The 16,946-nt window shown below is 66.7% G+C and carries 17 protein-coding genes; 11 read left to right on the top strand and 6 right to left on the bottom strand.

Features of this window, described 5'->3' with window-relative positions; genetic code table 11:
- Positions 1 to 113: 113 nt before the first annotated feature.
- Positions 114 to 617 carry an SsrA-binding protein SmpB gene (gene smpB / locus ACZLHH_RS09230; protein WP_010484447.1) on the bottom strand — a complete coding sequence of 168 codons (504 nt, stop codon included), beginning with the start codon at positions 615 to 617 and terminating at the stop codon, positions 114 to 116.
- Positions 618 to 674: 57 nt separating this feature from the next.
- Here smpB and ACZLHH_RS09235 point away from each other — a divergent pair, with 57 nt between their 5' ends.
- Both ACZLHH_RS09235 and ACZLHH_RS09240 read left to right on the top strand, forming a co-directional pair.
- Entirely contained in the window at positions 675 to 1,100 is a 426-nt protein-coding gene (locus ACZLHH_RS09235; protein ID WP_010484449.1) for a type II toxin-antitoxin system RatA family toxin, read from the top strand.
- Positions 1,101 to 1,103: 3 nt separating this feature from the next.
- Positions 1,104 to 1,361, top strand: a complete 258-nt coding sequence (locus ACZLHH_RS09240) for an RnfH family protein (RefSeq protein ID WP_107432377.1) — start codon at positions 1,104 to 1,106, stop codon at positions 1,359 to 1,361.
- Between the two features lie 36 nt (positions 1,362 to 1,397).
- Here ACZLHH_RS09240 and ACZLHH_RS09245 read toward each other — a convergent pair whose 3' ends face one another.
- Positions 1,398 to 1,790 (bottom strand): outer membrane protein assembly factor BamE, encoded by a 393-nt coding sequence (locus ACZLHH_RS09245; RefSeq protein ID WP_010484453.1) that lies wholly within the window; start codon positions 1,788 to 1,790, stop codon positions 1,398 to 1,400.
- 103 nt (positions 1,791 to 1,893) lie between these two features.
- Here ACZLHH_RS09245 and fur point away from each other — a divergent pair, with 103 nt between their 5' ends.
- Positions 1,894 to 2,301 (top strand): ferric iron uptake transcriptional regulator, encoded by a 408-nt coding sequence (gene fur / locus ACZLHH_RS09250; protein ID WP_005409235.1) that lies wholly within the window; start codon positions 1,894 to 1,896, stop codon positions 2,299 to 2,301.
- A 58-nt stretch (positions 2,302 to 2,359) separates the two neighbouring features.
- Here fur and ACZLHH_RS09255 read toward each other — a convergent pair whose 3' ends face one another.
- Positions 2,360 to 3,604: an SGNH/GDSL hydrolase family protein gene (locus tag ACZLHH_RS09255; protein ID WP_107432376.1), complete on the bottom strand. Its 1,245-nt coding sequence runs from the start codon at positions 3,602 to 3,604 to the stop codon at positions 2,360 to 2,362.
- Between the two features lie 97 nt (positions 3,605 to 3,701).
- On the opposite strand from ACZLHH_RS09255, the gene ACZLHH_RS09260 reads away from it, so the two are divergent.
- Positions 3,702 to 4,619 carry a LysR family transcriptional regulator gene (locus ACZLHH_RS09260; RefSeq protein ID WP_071229472.1) on the top strand — a complete coding sequence of 306 codons (918 nt, stop codon included), beginning with the start codon at positions 3,702 to 3,704 and terminating at the stop codon, positions 4,617 to 4,619.
- 121 nt (positions 4,620 to 4,740) lie between these two features.
- On the opposite strand, the gene recN is transcribed toward ACZLHH_RS09260, so the two are convergent.
- Positions 4,741 to 6,402, bottom strand: a complete 1,662-nt coding sequence (gene recN, locus ACZLHH_RS09265) for a DNA repair protein RecN (protein ID WP_032128288.1) — start codon at positions 6,400 to 6,402, stop codon at positions 4,741 to 4,743.
- Positions 6,403 to 6,517: 115 nt separating this feature from the next.
- Here recN and hrcA point away from each other — a divergent pair, with 115 nt between their 5' ends.
- The 4 genes from hrcA to dnaJ all read left to right on the top strand — a co-directional run bounded on the left by hrcA (position 6,518) and on the right by dnaJ (position 11,545).
- Positions 6,518 to 7,582 carry a heat-inducible transcriptional repressor HrcA gene (hrcA, locus tag ACZLHH_RS09270; protein WP_107432375.1) on the top strand — a complete coding sequence of 355 codons (1,065 nt, stop codon included), beginning with the start codon at positions 6,518 to 6,520 and terminating at the stop codon, positions 7,580 to 7,582.
- Positions 7,583 to 7,645: 63 nt separating this feature from the next.
- Positions 7,646 to 8,161 carry a nucleotide exchange factor GrpE gene (grpE, locus tag ACZLHH_RS09275; protein ID WP_107432374.1) on the top strand — a complete coding sequence of 172 codons (516 nt, stop codon included), beginning with the start codon at positions 7,646 to 7,648 and terminating at the stop codon, positions 8,159 to 8,161.
- A 182-nt stretch (positions 8,162 to 8,343) separates the two neighbouring features.
- Entirely contained in the window at positions 8,344 to 10,266 is a 1,923-nt protein-coding gene (gene dnaK / locus ACZLHH_RS09280) for a molecular chaperone DnaK (RefSeq protein WP_005409241.1), read from the top strand.
- A 154-nt stretch (positions 10,267 to 10,420) separates the two neighbouring features.
- Positions 10,421 to 11,545, top strand: coding sequence for a molecular chaperone DnaJ (gene dnaJ / locus ACZLHH_RS09285; protein ID WP_005409242.1), 1,125 nt, complete (start codon positions 10,421 to 10,423; stop codon positions 11,543 to 11,545).
- Positions 11,546 to 11,645: 100 nt separating this feature from the next.
- Here dnaJ and ACZLHH_RS09290 read toward each other — a convergent pair whose 3' ends face one another.
- Positions 11,646 to 12,443, bottom strand: a complete 798-nt coding sequence (locus ACZLHH_RS09290) for an AraC family transcriptional regulator (protein ID WP_049463047.1) — start codon at positions 12,441 to 12,443, stop codon at positions 11,646 to 11,648.
- 72 nt (positions 12,444 to 12,515) lie between these two features.
- Here ACZLHH_RS09290 and ACZLHH_RS09295 point away from each other — a divergent pair, with 72 nt between their 5' ends.
- From ACZLHH_RS09295 to ACZLHH_RS09305, 3 genes are all read left to right on the top strand, one after another.
- The gene (locus tag ACZLHH_RS09295; protein ID WP_071229475.1) at positions 12,516 to 13,715 is read left to right on the top strand and encodes an MFS transporter; all 1,200 of its coding nucleotides are present in this window, start codon (positions 12,516 to 12,518) and stop codon (positions 13,713 to 13,715) included.
- 734 nt (positions 13,716 to 14,449) lie between these two features.
- Complete coding sequence (gene pdxY / locus ACZLHH_RS09300; RefSeq protein WP_043035460.1) at positions 14,450 to 15,358, top strand: pyridoxal kinase; 909 nt, start codon at positions 14,450 to 14,452, stop codon at positions 15,356 to 15,358.
- Positions 15,355 to 16,479: a prephenate dehydrogenase gene (locus ACZLHH_RS09305; protein WP_180845364.1), complete on the top strand. Its 1,125-nt coding sequence runs from the start codon at positions 15,355 to 15,357 to the stop codon at positions 16,477 to 16,479. Before pdxY ends, ACZLHH_RS09305 begins: the two co-directional genes overlap by 4 nt.
- Before the next feature lie 265 nt (positions 16,480 to 16,744).
- On the opposite strand, the gene ACZLHH_RS09310 is transcribed toward ACZLHH_RS09305, so the two are convergent.
- Positions 16,745 to 16,939, bottom strand: a complete 195-nt coding sequence (locus ACZLHH_RS09310; RefSeq protein WP_005409247.1) for a hypothetical protein — start codon at positions 16,937 to 16,939, stop codon at positions 16,745 to 16,747.
- Between the last annotated feature and the right edge of the window lie 7 nt (positions 16,940 to 16,946).

Raw genomic sequence — 16,946 nt, forward strand, 5'->3', positions numbered from 1 at the left:
AGAGTCGGGCCATGCTCGACTGCTTTTCTTACCGAAGCCGAGCATGGCTCGGCTCTACAGAAAGCCAAGGCAGCCGAGCATGGCTCGGCTCTACATGATCATGTGCAACGGCCTTACGCGTCGCGGTTGCCGCGACGCATCACGCGCTGCTTCTCGATCGCCCAGTCGCGGTCCTTGGCGGCATCGCGCTTGTCGTGGGTCTGCTTGCCCTTGGCCAGCGCCACTTCCAGCTTGATCTTGTTCTTGCTCCAGTACATCGCCGTCGGCACGATCGTGTAGCCATCGCGCTCGACCTTGCCCACCAGCTTGTCGATCTCGCTCCGGTGCAGCAGCAGCTTGCGATCGCGCCGGTCGTTGGCCACGACATGGGTCGAGGCCTGGATCAACGGAGTGATCTGCGCGCCGATCAGGAAGATCTCACCATCCTTCACGTAGGCGTAGGCGTCGACGATGTTGCCGCGGCCAGCACGGATCGATTTCACCTCCCAGCCCTGCAGGGCCAGGCCGGCTTCGAAGCGGTCTTCGATGTGGTACTCGTGGCGGGCACGCTTGTTCAACGCGATGGTTTTGTTGGCCGTCGCGCTCTTTGCTTTATCCTTGCCGCTGTTCTTGCTCATTTCCGTATTGTCTCCGATTCGGGCCCGCCCGGTCGATTGCCGAAACGTCCTGTATTCATGCCTACTATCCGCCGCAGCGCCCTGGTCGAACATTCGGCCGCGCGCATGTTCGACCTGGTCAATGATGTCCAGGCCTATCCGCGCCGTTTCCGCTGGTGTTCGGCTGCCCAGATCCTGGAGCAGGGCGAGGACCGGCTGGTAGCGCGCCTGGACCTGGGCCTGGGCTCGTTCAGCACCTGGTTCCAGACTGAAAACACCCTGCAGCGCCCGCACAGCATCGATATGCAGCTGCGCGATGGCCCGTTCAAGCAGCTGCACGGCCGCTGGGAGTTCCATGCGCTGGCCGAAGATGCCTGCAAGGTCACCCTGACCCTGGACTTCGAGCCCAGTTCGCGCCTGCTCGGTCCGGCGCTGGCATTGGGCTTCCAGAGCCTGGCCGACCGCATGGTCAACGACTTCATCCGCGTTGCCGACGAGGCCTGAGCGATGATCGGGGTCGAGGTGGTGCTGGCCTGGCCGCAGCGGGTGCTTTCGCGCCGGTTGCAGCTGGACGAGGGCGCGACGGTGGCCGAGGCCATTGCCGCTGCTGCGCTGGACGGCAGTGCCGACTGCCCGGCGGCGGCCGTGCATGGGCTGCTGGCGCGCCCGCAGCAGGTGCTGCTGGATGGCGACCGCATCGAGCTGCTACGCCCGTTGCAGGCCGACCCCAAGGACAACCGCCGGCGTCGCGCGCTCGGCGGTTGATTCCTGTCGCCCGTCCGCGAGGACGGGCAGGGGGCGTCAGCGACCCTTCTTCTTCTTGTCCTTCGGCAGATTGCGGCCGAACTGGCGCACGGTCTGCTGGGCCAGGGCCTTGTCGTTACCCGGGAAGTAATCGCCTTCCCAGCGGGTCACGTTGTCATTGTCGAAGAACACGGTGAAGTTCTTCACCTCGGTACGGCCCAGGCGGTTCACGCGCTGGCTGGAGGTGTAGTCCCAGCGCTGGGCGTGGAACGGGTCCGGAATGGACGGGGTGCCCAGCAGCGCAGTGACCTGCTGCTTGCTCTGCCCGACCTGCAGCTTGGCCACGGCATCTTCCCGGATCAGGTTGCCCTGATAGATGGGTTGCTTGTAGATGATGCCGCACCCGGTGGTGGACAGGGCGACGGCGGCGACCAACAGGAGATTGCGCATCGGGACTGGCGGTTGGGGAAATCAAACCGATGATACACTCCCGGCGTGCCACCGCGACCCAATCCGAGGCAGCTGGCGCTAAATCGCCAATGAACGGAGACCTATGGAAACCCACGACCTGCGAAAAGTCGGCCTGAAGGTGACCCATCCACGGATGCGGATCCTGGCGCTGCTTGAACAGCGCAATGCCCAGCACCACATGACCGCCGAAGACATCTACCGCCAGCTGCTCGAGCATGGCGACGAGATCGGCCTGGCGACGGTCTACCGGGTGCTGACCCAGTTCGAGGCCGCCGGCCTCGTGCTCAAGCACAATTTCGAAGGCGGCCAGGCCGTCTACGAGCTGGACCGTGGCGGCCACCACGACCATATGGTCGACGTGGACAGCGGCAAGATCATCGAGTTCGAAAGCCACGAGATCGAGGAGCTGCAGCGCAAGATCGCCGCAGACCACGGCTATGAGCTGGAAGAGCACTCGCTGGTGCTCTACGTGCGCAAGAAGCGCAAGTAAGCCGTTCGGGCCAGCTGGATGCGACGAAACCCCGGGCCTGCCCGGGGTTTTTCGTTGCTTACGGCAGATCCACGCCATGTGTGAGGGGCCCCATCAACACCTCCAGATCCACCGCCTCGGCCATGGCCCGGTTACCCGCATCGCCCGGATGCAGGTGGTCGCCGGAGTCGTAGGCGGCGGCCATCCGTGACGGATCGGCCGGGTCGCGCAGCGCCGCATCCAGGTCGATCACCGCATCGAACGGGCTGTCGCTGCGCAGCCAGGCATTGAGCTGTTGGCGCAGTGCTTCCTTCTCCGGCTGGTAGTAGTCGTCCAGCGGCGTGCCGGGCAGGGCGCCGGCGAACGGTGTCAGGGTGGCGCCGAGGATGCGTAGACCCCGCCGATGGGCCTGCTCGGCCAGGGTGCGATACCCCGCCTGCAGTTCGGCCAGCGTGGGCCGGGCCTGGTTCCGGGCGAAGGCGGTGCCGGGCCAGCTGATGTCATTGATGCCGATCAGCACGACTACGCTGACCACGCCTGGTTGATCCAGCACGTCACGCCGGAAGCGGGCCAAGGCGGATTCGCCCATGCCATCGCGCAGCAGCCGCCCCCCGGAAATACCGGCGTTGACCACGGCAACGCCCCGCGGTGCCAGACGCGCCGCCAGATGGTCGGTCCAGCGCTGGTCCTGATCGAGGCTGGCGGTGGCACCGTCGGTGATCGAATCGCCGATCACCACCACGCTGCGTGCGCTGGCCGCCGCCTCGACCTCGATGCCAGCCAGGAACAGGCGGGCAGTGGTGCTGCTGGCCCCGCTCAGAGCCTGGGCCAGGCTCTGGTCGCCGGGCGCAATCCAACTGGTCTGGCGCCCGTCCCAGTGGAAGGTCTGCAGTGGCGTCGGCCCCGGCACAAAGACATTGACCTGCAACGCCTGGCGGTCATCCGTGGCCACCGCTAGTGGATCGCTCAGCCGTTCCTGACCGGGCTCGATCGATACGCCGGGCTGGCCGTCGAAACTGAGCGGCTGCGGGGTGACACCCGCGTGTGCAGCCACGCTGGCCGCCCCGATCCGCAGCGGCTGGGTGCCGTAGGCATTGCTCAGCCGCACCCGCAGCCGGGGCCCGCCCAGGCTGATGCGCGCGGTCTGGCGGAAGGTCTGGTCCTGCAGCGTGGCCGGAACCAGGGTCGGGAACAGGAAATCGGCGCCCCAGACCGGTTGCGGACTGGCCTGCCAGCTGGCGACCCAGTGCGGGGCCGGGGCGGCACTGGCTGCGCTGGAGAGGGTGATCAAGGCGGTCGCGGTGAGCTGGCTGAGGCGGTTCATCGGGCAATCCCGGGAGGAGGGAGGGCCATGGTGATTCTCCGTCGATCTGTGAACTAGACTGCGCATGGATAATCATCTGTGAACTGGATTCATCGCCATGGCGCGACCCGACATCAACCGATCCGGCGAACTGGAAGTGTTCGTGCGGGTGATCGAGACCGGTGGCTTCTCTGCCGCCGCCCGCACCCTGGACATGACGCCGTCGGCAGTCAGCAAGCTGGTGGCCCGGCTGGAGCAACGGCTGGGTACGCGCCTGCTGCAGCGCTCCACCCGCCAGCTGCAGCTGACCCCGGAAGGCTGCGCGTTCTACGAGCGCGGCCTGCGCGTGCTGGCCGACCTGGAGGAGGCCGAGCGCTGCGCCAGCGCCCATGCCGAGCCGCGCGGACGCCTGCGGGTCAATTCCAACGTGCCGTTCGGCCAGCATTTCCTGTTGCCGCTGCTGCCGGCATTCCTGGAGCGCAATCCGCAGGTGGGGGTGGATCTGACCTTGAACGACGAGGTGATCGACCTGCTTGAGCAGCGCACCGACGTGGCGGTGCGGGCCGGCCCGCTGAAGAGTTCCAGCCTGGTGGCGCGACGGCTGGGTGCGACGCGGATGATGATCGTGGCCGCGCCAGCCTACGCGCAGCGGCATGGACTGCCGCGCAACGCTGAGGAGTTGATGTCGCACAACCGTCTGGACATCGGCCATGCGCGTGCGATGCAGGGCTGGCCGCTGCTGCAGGACGGACGCGAGCGGATGGTGCTGCCCAGTGGCAATGCCCGCGCCAGCAATGGCAACGCGCTGCGGCAGCTGGTGCTGGGCGGGTTGGGCCTGGCGCGGCTGGCGACCTACCAGGTGCAGGAGGACATCGCCGCCGGACGCCTGCTGCCGGTGCTGGAAGAGGCCAATCCCGGTGACCTGGAAGAGGTCCATGCGGTGTTCCTGGGGCAGGGTGGCTACCTGCCGCTGCGGGTGCGCGCCTTCCTCGATTTCCTGGTGGAAACGGTGGATCTGGCGCGGCCACGGGGGTAGTGCCGACCGCTGGCCGGCAACCTCATGATCTTCGTTCACCTGTGTTGGGTTGCCGGCCAGCGGCCGGCACTACCTCGCGCGTTGTAGATCCACGCCATGCGTGGATAACCGCGAACAGGCCTCAGACCTGCAGCAGCTTGCGGGCGGCGGCGCGCGCTTCCTTGCTCACTTCCACGCCGCCGAGCATGCGCGCCAGCTCTTCCTCGCGCGCCTTGCTGTCCAGCTTTTCCACCGCGCTCTGGGTCATGCCTTCCACCGGCGCCTTGCTGACCCGGTAATGCGCGTGGCCCTTGGAGGCGACCTGCGGCAGGTGGGTCACGCACAGCACCTGGCGCTTCTCGCCGAGCGCGCGCAGCTTCTGGCCGACAATGTCAGCCACTGCACCGCCGATGCCGGAGTCGACCTCGTCGAACACCATGGTCGGCACCGCATCCAGGTCCAGCGCAGCCACTTCAATGGCCAGCGAGATACGTGACAGTTCACCGCCCGAGGCGACCTTGCGCAGGGCGCGCGGCGGCTGGCCGGCGTTGGCCGCGACCAGGAATTCCACGCGTTCGGCACCCTGCGGATCGGGCTTGCCGGCGTCCTGTGGCTCCAGCTCGATCAGGAACTGGCCGCCGCCCATGCCGAGCTCGGCGATGATGCCGGTGGTGGTGGCCGACAGTTCGGCAGCGGCGCTGCGACGGCTGGCGGTCAGCACCTCGGCCTGTACGCGCCAGGCCGCAGCGGCCTTGTCGATTTCGCCGGCCAGGCGCTGCAGGCGTTCGTCGGCGCCGCGCAGCTGTTCCACTTCGGCATGCATGCGCTCGCGCTGCGCGCCCAGCTCGTCCATCGGCACGCGGTGCTTGCGGGCCAGGTCGTGCAGGCGGCCGAGACGACGCTCGTTCTCCTCGAACTGCTCCGGGTCGGCGTCGAGGTCGTCATGCACGCGGTCCAGCAGCGACAGGGCTTCGTGCAGCTGGATCGAGGCGTTCTCGATCAGGCCGTCCACCTCGCCCAGGCGCGGGTCGTGTTCGATCAGGCGCGACAGCTCGTGGCGCACCTGCTGCAGCAGGTCCAGCGCGGAACTGCCGTCGTCGCCATTGAGCTGGTTGCTGGCCGCCTGGCAGGCGCTCAGCAGGGCGCTGGCGTGGGCCTGGCGGCGGTGGCTGGCACCGAGTGCGACGATCGACTCCGGTTCCAGATCTTCGCGGTCCAGTTCGCGCAGCTGGTGCTCCAGGAAGCCGATCCGGTCACTGACGTCGCCCTGTTGCGACAGCGCCAGCGATTCATCGACCAGAGCCTGCCAGGCCGCGGCGGCGCGGCGCACCTGGCGGCGCTCGTTCTCGTTGCCGGCATAGGCATCCAGCAGGGCCAGCTGCGACGGGCGCGTCAGCAGGGCCTGCTGTTCGTGCTGGCCGTGGATCTCCACCAGCAGCGAGGCCAGGTCGCCCAGCTGGGCCAGGGTCACCGGGCGGCCATTGATCCACGCCCGCGAACCGCCATCGGCGCGGATCACGCGGCGCAGCTGGCACTGTTCCTCGTCGTCCAGCTCGTTGTCGGCCAGCCACTGGCGCGCGGCCTGCAGCTGGTCCAGCGCGAATTCGGCGGAAAGCTCGGCGCGCGCGGCGCCATGGCGGACCACGCCACTGTCGGCGCGCAGGCCGGACAGGAAGCCCAGCGCGTCGACCATCAGCGACTTGCCGGCGCCGGTCTCGCCTGAAACCACGGTCATGCCTGGCCCGAACTCCAGTTCGGTGGCGCGGACGACGGCAAAATCCTTGATCGAAAGATGTCTGAGCATGGGTAAGGGGGTATCAGCAGCCGCGCAACGCTAGCACGCGGGCGAGGGAGGTCCAATGACTTGCCAAGGTGATGCGCCGCCATTATCTAGTGTCCGTGTCTCACAGGTTGATTCCATGCACGGTTCTCCCGACCAGCTTGCCCCGCGTGCGCGCCATCTGCTGCGCACGCTGATCGCGCGTTACATCCAGGACGGTGAGCCGGTCGGCTCGCAGACGCTGGCGCGCGTGGCTGGCCTGGAGGTCAGCCCGGCCACCATCCGCAACATCCTTGGCGACCTGGAAGACCTGGGGCTGCTGGCCTCGCCACACACCTCGGCCGGGCGCATCCCGACCGCGCATGGCTATCGGGTGTTCGTCGACAGCCTGCTGCAGATGCAGCCGCCGGGCGAGGGCGAGCTGGCCCGGTTGCGCCAGGAACTGGCCAGCGGCGGCAGCACCCAGGCCCTGCTCGGCAGCGCCTCGGAGCTGCTGTCGGCGATGAGCCACTTCGTCGGCGTGGTCAGTGCGCCGCGGCGCGAGCAGTTCGCCTTCCGCCAGATCGATTTCGTGGCGCTGGACGGGCGCCGGGTGCTGGCGATCCTGGTGTTTGCCGACAACGAGGTGCAGAACCGCGTCATCGAGACCCGCCAGGAGTTCGCGCCGGGCCAGCTGGAGCAGGTCGCCAACTACCTCAATGCCCATTTCGCCGGCCTGCCGATGGCCGAGATCCGCACCCGCCTGCTGCTGGAGCTGCGCGATGCCCGTTCCGAGCTGGAGCAGCTGCTGGCGCACAGCATCGAACTGGCCGAGCAGGCCCTGCAGCCGGCCGCCGACGACATGCTGGTGGCCGGCCAGACCCGGCTGATGGGGGTGCAGGACCTGTCGGACCTGGAGCGCCTGCGCGAACTGTTCGAGCTGTTCTCCAGCAAACGCGAGATCCTGCAGCTGCTGGAGCGGACCATCCAGGCCCCGGGGGTGCGCATCTTCATTGGCGAGGAGACCGGGATGATGCCGTTGCAGGGGGTCTCGCTGGTCACCGCCCCGTACACCGCCAATGGCCAGGTACTGGGCGTGCTGGGCGTGATCGGCCCCAAGCGGATGGCCTACGACCGCATGATTCCGCTGGTCCAGGCCACTGCCGATGTGCTCGGCGCGGCCTTTTCACCGGCCGGACGCACTCCCGGAACATCCGACGCTTGAAACGCAGCATCCCGCCCACACTAGGGTGGGTGGAGGCGGAGATTGACCGCCAGGGACCCAGACATGAACCACGAACATCCAGATATCGAATCCCAGCAGACTGCCGCCGATGCGGCCGCCGCCGCCGGCGTCAACGACGAAGTGGAGCGCCTGCGCGCCGAAATCGAACAGGTCAAGGCCGATGCCCTGCGTGAGCGCGCCGACCTGGAGAACCAGCGCAAGCGCGTTGCCCGTGACATCGAACAGGCCCGCAAGTTCGCCAACGAGAAGCTGCTGGGCGATCTGCTCCCCGTGTTCGACAGCCTGGATGCCGGCCTGAAGGCCGCCGGCGACGACCCGCACCCGCTGCGCGAAGGCCTGGAGCTGACCTACAAGCAGCTGCTGAAGGTGGCCGCCGACAACGGACTGGTCCTGCTGGACCCGATCGGCCAGCCGTTCAACCCGGAACACCACCAGGCTATCAGCCAGGTGCCGACGCCGGGCGCCGCCCCGGGCAGCGTGGTGACCGTGTTCCAGAAGGGCTACCTGCTCAACGAGCGCCTGCTGCGGCCGGCGCTGGTGGTGGTGGCCGCCGATTGATCGGCCGGGCCGGGCTTTGCCCGGTCCCGGTTGTGCCAGGCCATGCCTGGCAAGGTTTTCCAGGCGCTGAACACAGCGTTCGGGAGACGGCTTGAATGTTCCACGAGCCTCCCCCACATCGTATTCATCCACCGGTCGAACGGCCGGACTGACACCAACAAGCATCCTCAGGAGTCTCCCCCATGGGCAAGATCATTGGTATCGACCTCGGCACCACCAACTCGTGCGTGGCGATCATGGACGGCGGCAAGGCCCGCGTCATCGAGAATTCGGAAGGCGATCGCACCACCCCGTCGATCGTCGCCTACACCAAGGACGGCGAAGTCCTGGTCGGTGCCTCGGCCAAGCGCCAGGCCGTGACCAACCCGAAGAACACCTTCTACGCGGTGAAGCGCCTGATCGGCCGCAAGTTCACCGACGCCGAAGTGCAGAAGGACATCGCGCACGTCCCGTACAGCATCCTGGCCCATGACAATGGCGACGCCTGGGTGGCCACCAGCGACGGCAAGAAGATGGCTCCGCAGGAAATCTCGGCCAAGGTGCTGGAAAAGATGAAGAAGACCGCCGAGGACTTCCTCGGTGAGAAGGTCACCGAAGCGGTCATCACCGTGCCGGCCTACTTCAACGACAGCCAGCGCCAGGCAACCAAGGACGCCGGCCGCATCGCCGGGCTGGACGTCAAGCGCATCATCAACGAGCCGACGGCGGCCGCGCTGGCGTATGGCCTGGACAAGGGCGACAACAAGGATCGCAAGATCGTGGTGTACGACTTGGGCGGCGGCACCTTCGACGTCTCGGTGATCGAGATCGCCAACGTCGACGGTGAAAAGCAGTTCGAAGTGCTGGCCACCAACGGCGACACCTTCCTGGGTGGCGAAGACTTCGACAACCGCGTCATCGAGTACCTGGTTGAAGAGTTCAACAAGGACCAGGGCATCGACCTGCGCAAGGATCCGCTGGCCCTGCAGCGCCTGAAGGATGCTGCCGAGCGCGCCAAGATCGAGCTGTCCAGCGCCCAGCAGACCGAAGTGAACCTGCCGTACGTCACCGCTGACGCGTCGGGTCCGAAGCACCTGAACATCAAGCTGACCCGCGCCAAGCTGGAAGCCCTGGTGGACGACCTGATCAAGAAGTCGATCGAGCCGTGCCGCGTCGCCCTGAACGATGCCGGCCTGCGTTCGAGCGACATCAGCGAAGTGATCCTGGTCGGTGGTCAGACCCGCATGCCGAAGGTGCAGCAGGCGGTGACCGAGTTCTTCGGCAAGGAACCGCGCAAGGACGTCAACCCGGACGAAGCCGTGGCACTGGGTGCGGCGATCCAAGGCGGCGTGCTCGGCGGCGACGTCAAGGACGTGCTGCTGCTGGACGTGACCCCGCTGTCGCTGGGCATCGAGACCATGGGCGGCGTGTTCACCAAGATCATCGAGAAGAACACCACCATCCCGACCAAGGCCTCGCAGGTGTTCTCCACCGCCGAGGACAACCAGTCGGCCGTGACCGTGCACGTGCTGCAGGGTGAGCGCGAACAGGCCCGCTTCAACAAGTCGCTGGCCAAGTTCGACCTGTCCGGCATCGAGCCGGCCCCGCGTGGCCTGCCGCAGGTGGAAGTGTCCTTCGACATCGACGCCAACGGCATCCTGCACGTGTCGGCCAAGGACAAGAAGACCAACAAGGAACAGAAGGTCGAGATCAAGGCCGGTTCGGGCCTGTCCGAGGAAGAGATCGCGCGCATGGTCGCCGACGCGGAAGCCAACCGCGAAGAAGACAAGAAGTTCCAGGAACTGGTGCAGGCCCGCAACCAGGCCGACGCCCTGATCCACGGCACCCGCAGCGCCATCACCGAGCACGGCAGCAAGGTCGGCGGCGATGTCATCGGCAAGGTCGAGGCGGCGCTGGCTGACCTGGAAACCGCGATGAAGGGCGACGACAAGGCACAGATCGAAGCCAAGTCGAAGGCACTGGAAGAAGCTGGCCAGTCGCTGTTCGCCGCTGCTTCGGCCGACCAGGGCGGTGCCCCGGGTGCCGACGCCGGCAATGCCGGCAAGGCGCAGGACGACGTGGTCGACGCCGAGTTCACCGAAGTCAAGGACGACAAGAAGTCCTGATCCGGACCGACACGGGACGCTGGCCATCAGCGTCCCGTTGTCGCATCAGGGTCCTGACCGCCCACCGGCGTGTCGGGGCGCCCGACGCAAGAGCGGACCTGGTTCCGCTCTTCCGCTTTGACGAATCCCGACTTTCCGGAACCCGATTCACGATATGAGCAAGCGCGATTATTACGAAGTGCTGGGCGTTGCCCGCACCGCCACCGACGACGAGCTGAAGAAGGCGTACCGTCGCTGCGCGATGAAGTTCCACCCGGACCGCAACCCGGGTGATGCGGCGGCCGAAGCCTCCTTCAAGGAGTGCAAGGAAGCCTACGAAGTGCTGTCCGACGGCAACAAGCGCCGCATGTACGACAGCCATGGCCACGCCGCGTTCGAGCACGGCATGGGCGGTGGCGGTCCGGGCGGCCCGGACATGAACGATATCTTCGGCGATATCTTCGGCAACATCTTTGGCGGTGGCGGCGGTGGTCCGCGCCAGGCCCGTCGTGGCGCCGACATCGGCTACGTGATGGAGCTGGACCTGGAAGAGGCCGTGCGCGGCGTCGAGCGCCGCATCGAGATCCCGACCCTGGCCGAGTGCGGCGACTGCGATGGCAGCGGCTCCGAAGACGGCAAGGTCGAGACCTGCAATGTGTGTCATGGCCGCGGCCAGGTGCGCATCCAGCGCGGCATCTTCGCCATGCAGCAGGCCTGCCACAACTGCGGCGGCCGCGGCCAGATTATCGCCAAGCCCTGCAAGACCTGCCACGGCAATGGCCGTGTCGAGGAAGACAAGGTGCTGTCGGTGAAGGTGCCGGCGGGCGTCGATACCGGCGACCGCATCCGCCTGCAGGGCGAAGGCGAGGCCGGTCCGGCCGGTACGCCGCCGGGCGACCTGTACGTGGAAGTGCGCGTGCGCGAGCATGCGATCTTCCAGCGCGATGGCGACGATCTGCACTGCGAAGTGCCGATCCGCATCTCGCAGGCGGCACTGGGTGACACCGTGCGCGTGGCCACCCTGGGCGGCGAAGCGGAGATCCGCATTCCGGCCGAGACCCAGACCGGCAAGCTGTTCCGCCTGCGCGGCAAGGGCGTGCGTTCGGTGCGCAGCCGCAGCGAGGGCGACCTGTACTGCCGCGTGGTGGTGGAGACTCCGGTTAACCTCACCCCTGAGCAGCGCAAGCTGCTGGAACAGTTCGAAGCCACCTTCGTCGGCGAGGAAGCGCGCAAGCATTCGCCGAAGTCGGCCACCTTCATGGATGGCGTGAAGGGCTTCTGGGACCGGATGACGTCCTGAGTTTTTCCATGGAAGCGTAGAACGGTAGCGCCGGGCCATGCCCGGCGTTGTCGTTTGTGGTGTAGTAGATCCACGCCATGCGTGGATGCCGTTCAAAGGATCATCGGAAGAAGGCCGCCGGCGTCTGCCCCAGCTGCCGCTTGAACATGCTGGTGAACGCGCTGGGGCTGTCGTAACCCATCGCCAGCGCGACATCGATGACCTTGTCGCCGACCGCCAGTCGCTCCAGGGCGGCCAGCAGCCGCGCCTGCTGCCGCCACTGCCCGAAGGTCATGCCCAGTTCACTGGCGAAATGACGCTGGATGGTTTTCACGTCCACCTGCAGCGCCTGCGCCCAGTCCTGCAGGGTGGCGTCGTCGCCGGGATGTTTCTGGATGTGCTGGCAGATCCGCTGCAGGCGCGGGTCGGAGGGCGAGGGCAGGTGTAGCGGCAGCACGTCCATGCGGTGCAGCTCGTCCAGCAGCAGGCGCACCACGCGGCCGTCGCGGCTGTCATCCACATGCGCGGTCTCGATCAGGCTGGCGGCGAGCAGCAGCTCGCGCAGCAGCGGCGCTACCTGTACCGCGAACGCCTCGTCCGGCAGCTGCGGCGCGAAATCCGGTTCCACGTACAGGCTGCGCATATGCACCTCAGCGATGCAGTCCACCGCATGGGCCATGCCGGCCGGCACCCAGATCGCGCGGGTCGAGGGCACCACCCAGCGGCCGCCGTCCGCACGCACCACCATCAGTCCGGACATGGCGAACACCAGCTGGTGACGGCGATGCCGGTGGGGCGCGATGTGGGTGCCGGGTTTGTAGTGGCGGGCGCGGCAGGTCACCGGGCGGTGTACCGGAACCTCGTTCCACGGTGCAGTCTCGCGGACCGGGCAGGGAGTGTCCTTTTTGCGATATGCCATGACCCGAACGCGGCAGAAGGGAGGGGGAGGCCACCGTAGCATGCGTGGCTCGCCCCCAACCTGACTGTGTCCATGTCGACCCTGGCTTCTCCCGCAACGACCTCACGCCCGGTGGCCCCCGGCGTGCTGGCAGCCATTTCCACCTCGCATGTCGTCAACGACATGATGCAGTCGCTGATCCTGGCCATCTATCCGGTGATCAAGGGCGGCTTCAATCTCAGCTTCACCCAGATCGGTCTGATCACGCTGACCTACCAGCTTACCGCCTCGATCTTCCAGCCGTTGATCGGCATGGCCACCGACCGTCGCCCTGCACCGTACTCGCTGCCGATCGGCATGGCCTCGACCCTGTGCGGCATGCTGCTGCTCGGCTTCGCACCGAACTACGCGGTGGTGCTGATGGCTGCGGCGATGGTCGGCATTGGCTCGGCCATCTTCCATCCGGAAGCCTCGCGCATCGCGCGACTGGCCTCGGGCGGCCGTCACGGCTTCGCGCAGTCGGTGTTCCAGGTGGGTGGCAATTTCGGAACAGCGCTTGGCCCGTTGATCGCCGCCGCAGTGATCGTGCCGTATGGCCAGCACGCCGCATCGTGGTTTGCCGGTGCTGCCCTGATCGGCATCGCATTGCTGACCTATGTCGGCCGCTGGTACGCGTTGCATCTGGGTACGCCTCGACCGGTCAGCACGGCTGCGATGGCGCCGCGGCATCCGTCTCGCACCGTGGCCAAGGTGCTGGCGATCCTGCTGGTGCTGATCTTCAGCAAGTACTTCTACATGGCCAGCATCGGCAGCTACTTCACCTTCTACCTGATCCATCACTTCGGCATTCCGGTGGCGCAGGCCCAGCTGCATCTGTTCGCGTTCCTGGTGGCGTCCGCCGCCGGCGGCTTCCTTGGTGGCCCGCTGGGTGACCGCATCGGCCGCAAGCCGATCATCTGGACCTCGATCCTGGGCGTGGCGCCGTTCGCACTGATGCTGCCACATGCCGATCTGCTGTGGACGACCGTGCTGGCGGTGCTGATCGGCTTCGTGCTGTCGTCGGCGTTCTCGGCGATCGTGGTGTACGCGCAGGAGATGATGCCGCACCGCATCGGCATGGTGTCCGGCCTGTTCTTCGGCTTCGCCTTCGGCATGGGCGGGCTGGGTGCTGCCGTGCTCGGCCTGCTGGCGGACAAGACCAGCATCGAGTACGTCTACCAGTTGACCGCGTTCCTGCCGCTGTTGGGTATCGTGGCGGCGTGGCTGCCACCGTCGCGGCCTGCTGCTCACTGAGGGGGTGGGGTTTGCAGGGCTTGCAGCCCTGCACCTGCTGAAGCCAAGGCAACGTCAACATCAACAGCAGAAGCGGGCTATCCGTGGTTGGCGGGGTGGGTCCGGTTGAGGGGGACGCTGCAAGTCCCCCTCCGGGGCCCGGCCCAGCCGCTGGCGGCTGTGCGTTCGGGCGCTTGCGAAGCAATGCTTCGCAAGCAAAGCGCCCTCACCCATGTAAGCTCGGTCGCCGCTTGCTCGTGTGCGCAGTCCTGCGCACACGGCAAGACCGGGGTTGGGCGTCCTGCCCAACCCGCCCGAGGCATGCCTCGGGCCCATGCGGCTCACGCCCCCTCAACCGGACCCACCCCGCCTTCGACAGTTTTCCGCGATCTGTCGGAACAGCGTCCGGCCCTGGTAGGTGTCGACCTTGGTCGACACGGATGAATTCGTTCGATCTCTGACAGATGTGTCGACCAAGGTCGACACCTACCAACAGCCGCGCGGAACAACAGCCGCAGTTAGCAACAGCCGCGTGAACCTGTCGAAGGTGGGGCGGTGTCGGAGTGCGGGGTGTCAGCGGCATGGATGCCGCTGCCAAGCCTACAAGGACGTACTTGCGGCATCCCCACACTCCGACACCGCCCCGCCACCCCACGGAATGCCGCTTTGGCTTCGGCCGTTGCGGTTGCCGTTGCATTGAGCAGGTGCAGGGCTGCAAGCCCTGCCGAAAACTCCCTTGGGCGTAGAATGCGGGCATGAGCGAATCCCTTGATAACCACCTGGTCCACGGCCGCCGCCAGCGGCCGGATGGTCCGTCGCCGATCGATGTCATCTCGGTCCAGTCGCAACTTGTCTACGGCCACGCCGGCAACAGCGCCGCCGTACCGCCGATGCGTGCGCTCGGTGTGCGCGTCGCGGAAATTCCGACCGTGTTGCTGAGCAATGCGCCGTTCTACGACACCACGCGCGGTCGGGTGCTGCCCGCCGACTGGTTCGCCGACCTGCTGCTGGGCACCCACGAGCGCGGCCTGCCGCAGCGGGCGAAAATGCTGGTTTCCGGCTACTTCGGCAGCACCGCCAACGGTGCCGCCTTCGCCGACTGGCTGGACAACATCCTGCCGGCCTGTCCGCAGCTGCGTTACTGCCTGGATCCGGTGATTGGTGACACCCACACCGGCCCCTACGTGGAACCGGGCCTGGAAGCGATCTTCGCCGAGCGATTGCTGCCGCATGCCTGGCTGGTGACCCCGAACGCCTTCGAACTGAATCGTCTGACCGGTATGCCGGCACTGGCCGAGGCTGATGCCATCGCCGCCGCGCGTACGCTGCTTGACCGTGGCCCGCACTGGGTGATCGCGCACAGCGTGGGCGGTAACCCGGGTGAGCTGGTGACCCTGGCGGTCGGTCGCGAGGAAACCTGGCGCTGGACTTCGCCGCTGCTGCCGGTGGACGTGGCCGGCACCGGTGACGTGCTGATGTCGCTGGTGGTGTCGTTCCTGTTGCGAGGTGAATCGATGCAGCAGGCGATTTCGCGTGCGATTGCCGGTACCCACGCGGCGCTGGAGGCGACTCTGGACAATGGCTTCGAAGAGTTCGACGTGATCGCGGCGGCGCCTGCCGCACTGGCCGAAGGCACGCGCTTCCGTGCCGAACGCGTGGCATGAGCGGTCTGCTCGAACGCACGCCGCGCACGGTCGGCATCGTCGGCAGTGCCGGCGCCTATGGGCGCTGGCTGAGCCGCTTCTTCCAGCAGCACATGCAGCTGCAGGTGATCGGCCACGATCCGGCCGATCCGGACTCGCATACGCCGGAACAGCTGCTGGCGCAGGCCGACGTGCTGGTGTTCTCGGCACCGATCCGGCATACGCCGGCTCTGATTGCCGAGTACGTGCGGCAGTCGGCCGGCCGTGAGCAGGACCGGCTATGGCTGGACGTGACCTCGGTGAAGGAAGCGCCGGTGCAGGCGATGCTGGCCTCTCAAGCCGAAGTGGTCGGCCTGCACCCGATGACCGCGCCACCCAAGGCGCCGACCCTGAAGGGCCGGGTGATGGTGGTCTGCGAAGCGCGGCTGCAGCACTGGCAGCCATGGGTCGATACGCTGTGCGCTGCGCTGCAGGCCGAGTGCGTGCGGGCCACGCCGCAGCACCACGACCAGATGATGGCGCTGGTGCAGGCGATGGTGCATGCCACCCACTTGGCCCAGGCCGGCGTGCTGCGCCAGTACCAGCCGCAGCTGGGCGATCTGGCCGCGATGATGCCGTACCGTTCGGCATCGTTCGAGCTGGACACGGCGATCATCTCGCGCATCCTGTCGCTCAACCCGGCGATCTACGAAGACATCCAGTTCGGTAACCCGTACGTGGCGCCGATGCTGGAACGGCTGGTCGGCCAGCTGCAGGCCCTGCAGGCGCAGGTCGGGCAGGGCGACGACCGTGCGCGTGGTGAATTCCGCGAGCAGCTGCTTTCGGCCAACCGCAGTGCCTTCGGCGAGCAGGCACTGGCTGACGGCAACTACACCTTCGAACGCGTGGGTTACCTGTTGGCGGACCTGACCGAGCGCAACGCGCTGTCGGTGCATTTGCCGGAAGACCGACCGGGCTCATTGCGTGAGCTGCTGAACGTGTTCGAGCAGCACCGCATCAGCCTGGCATCGATCCATTCCTCACGCACGCCCGGCGGCGAAGTGCATTTCCGAATCGGGTTCATCGCAGGCAGTGATCCGGCGGCGATCACCCGGGCGGCCGCTGAGGTGGACGCCAGCGGCATCGGGCGGGTACTGGGCTGAATTCATCCACAGGCGGTGTGGATGGTTCCTGAGCAAACGTGTGGATAACCTTGCTCAGGCCTTGGCAGCAAAGGCTGTCAAGATGCCTGGCCAAAAAATGATCACGCCTTTTGTAGCGTCGAGCCACGCTCGATTGCCCTTGGCAAAAGCGTGTCGACCAAGGTCGACACCTACCAGAGTCAAGAAAGCGGGTCGATCAAGGTCGACACCCGCCAGAGCGGGGCGATACGAAATCCGGTAGCGCCGGGGCCATGCCCGGCGAACCTCAGATCGTCAGCCGCAGCTCGCCGCCACTGGTGGTGAACTCGCGGCCATCGCGCACCAGCGGCCGCCCGTCATCCAGTTCGTAGCGTGGCGTGGCTTCGGAGTGATGCCCGCTGCCATTCGCCTCGGGCTTGAACTCGATGATGATGTGGCTTTCGCCGTTGCTGTCGACAGCGGGGAACTGACGGAACGACATCGTGCAC

The organism is Stenotrophomonas sp. 28608_Sma (genome assembly GCF_056486185.1).

What these genes read in the sequence shown, in the direction of transcription:
- smpB (WP_010484447.1), bottom strand. Translation starts at nt 617, where the DNA reads ATGAGCAAGAACAGCGGCAAGGATAAAGCAAAGAGCGCGACGGCCAAC.
- ACZLHH_RS09235 (WP_010484449.1), top strand. Translation starts at nt 675, where the DNA reads ATGCCTACTATCCGCCGCAGCGCCCTGGTCGAACATTCGGCCGCGCGC.
- ACZLHH_RS09240 (WP_107432377.1), top strand. Translation starts at nt 1,104, where the DNA reads ATGATCGGGGTCGAGGTGGTGCTGGCCTGGCCGCAGCGGGTGCTTTCG.
- ACZLHH_RS09245 (WP_010484453.1), bottom strand. Translation starts at nt 1,790, where the DNA reads ATGCGCAATCTCCTGTTGGTCGCCGCCGTCGCCCTGTCCACCACCGGG.
- fur (WP_005409235.1), top strand. Translation starts at nt 1,894, where the DNA reads ATGGAAACCCACGACCTGCGAAAAGTCGGCCTGAAGGTGACCCATCCA.
- ACZLHH_RS09255 (WP_107432376.1), bottom strand. Translation starts at nt 3,604, where the DNA reads ATGAACCGCCTCAGCCAGCTCACCGCGACCGCCTTGATCACCCTCTCC.
- ACZLHH_RS09260 (WP_071229472.1), top strand. Translation starts at nt 3,702, where the DNA reads ATGGCGCGACCCGACATCAACCGATCCGGCGAACTGGAAGTGTTCGTG.
- recN (WP_032128288.1), bottom strand. Translation starts at nt 6,402, where the DNA reads ATGCTCAGACATCTTTCGATCAAGGATTTTGCCGTCGTCCGCGCCACC.
- hrcA (WP_107432375.1), top strand. Translation starts at nt 6,518, where the DNA reads ATGCACGGTTCTCCCGACCAGCTTGCCCCGCGTGCGCGCCATCTGCTG.
- grpE (WP_107432374.1), top strand. Translation starts at nt 7,646, where the DNA reads ATGAACCACGAACATCCAGATATCGAATCCCAGCAGACTGCCGCCGAT.
- dnaK (WP_005409241.1), top strand. Translation starts at nt 8,344, where the DNA reads ATGGGCAAGATCATTGGTATCGACCTCGGCACCACCAACTCGTGCGTG.
- dnaJ (WP_005409242.1), top strand. Translation starts at nt 10,421, where the DNA reads ATGAGCAAGCGCGATTATTACGAAGTGCTGGGCGTTGCCCGCACCGCC.
- ACZLHH_RS09290 (WP_049463047.1), bottom strand. Translation starts at nt 12,443, where the DNA reads ATGGCATATCGCAAAAAGGACACTCCCTGCCCGGTCCGCGAGACTGCA.
- ACZLHH_RS09295 (WP_071229475.1), top strand. Translation starts at nt 12,516, where the DNA reads ATGTCGACCCTGGCTTCTCCCGCAACGACCTCACGCCCGGTGGCCCCC.
- pdxY (WP_043035460.1), top strand. Translation starts at nt 14,450, where the DNA reads ATGAGCGAATCCCTTGATAACCACCTGGTCCACGGCCGCCGCCAGCGG.
- ACZLHH_RS09305 (WP_180845364.1), top strand. Translation starts at nt 15,355, where the DNA reads ATGAGCGGTCTGCTCGAACGCACGCCGCGCACGGTCGGCATCGTCGGC.
- ACZLHH_RS09310 (WP_005409247.1), bottom strand. Translation starts at nt 16,939, where the DNA reads ATGTCGTTCCGTCAGTTCCCCGCTGTCGACAGCAACGGCGAAAGCCAC.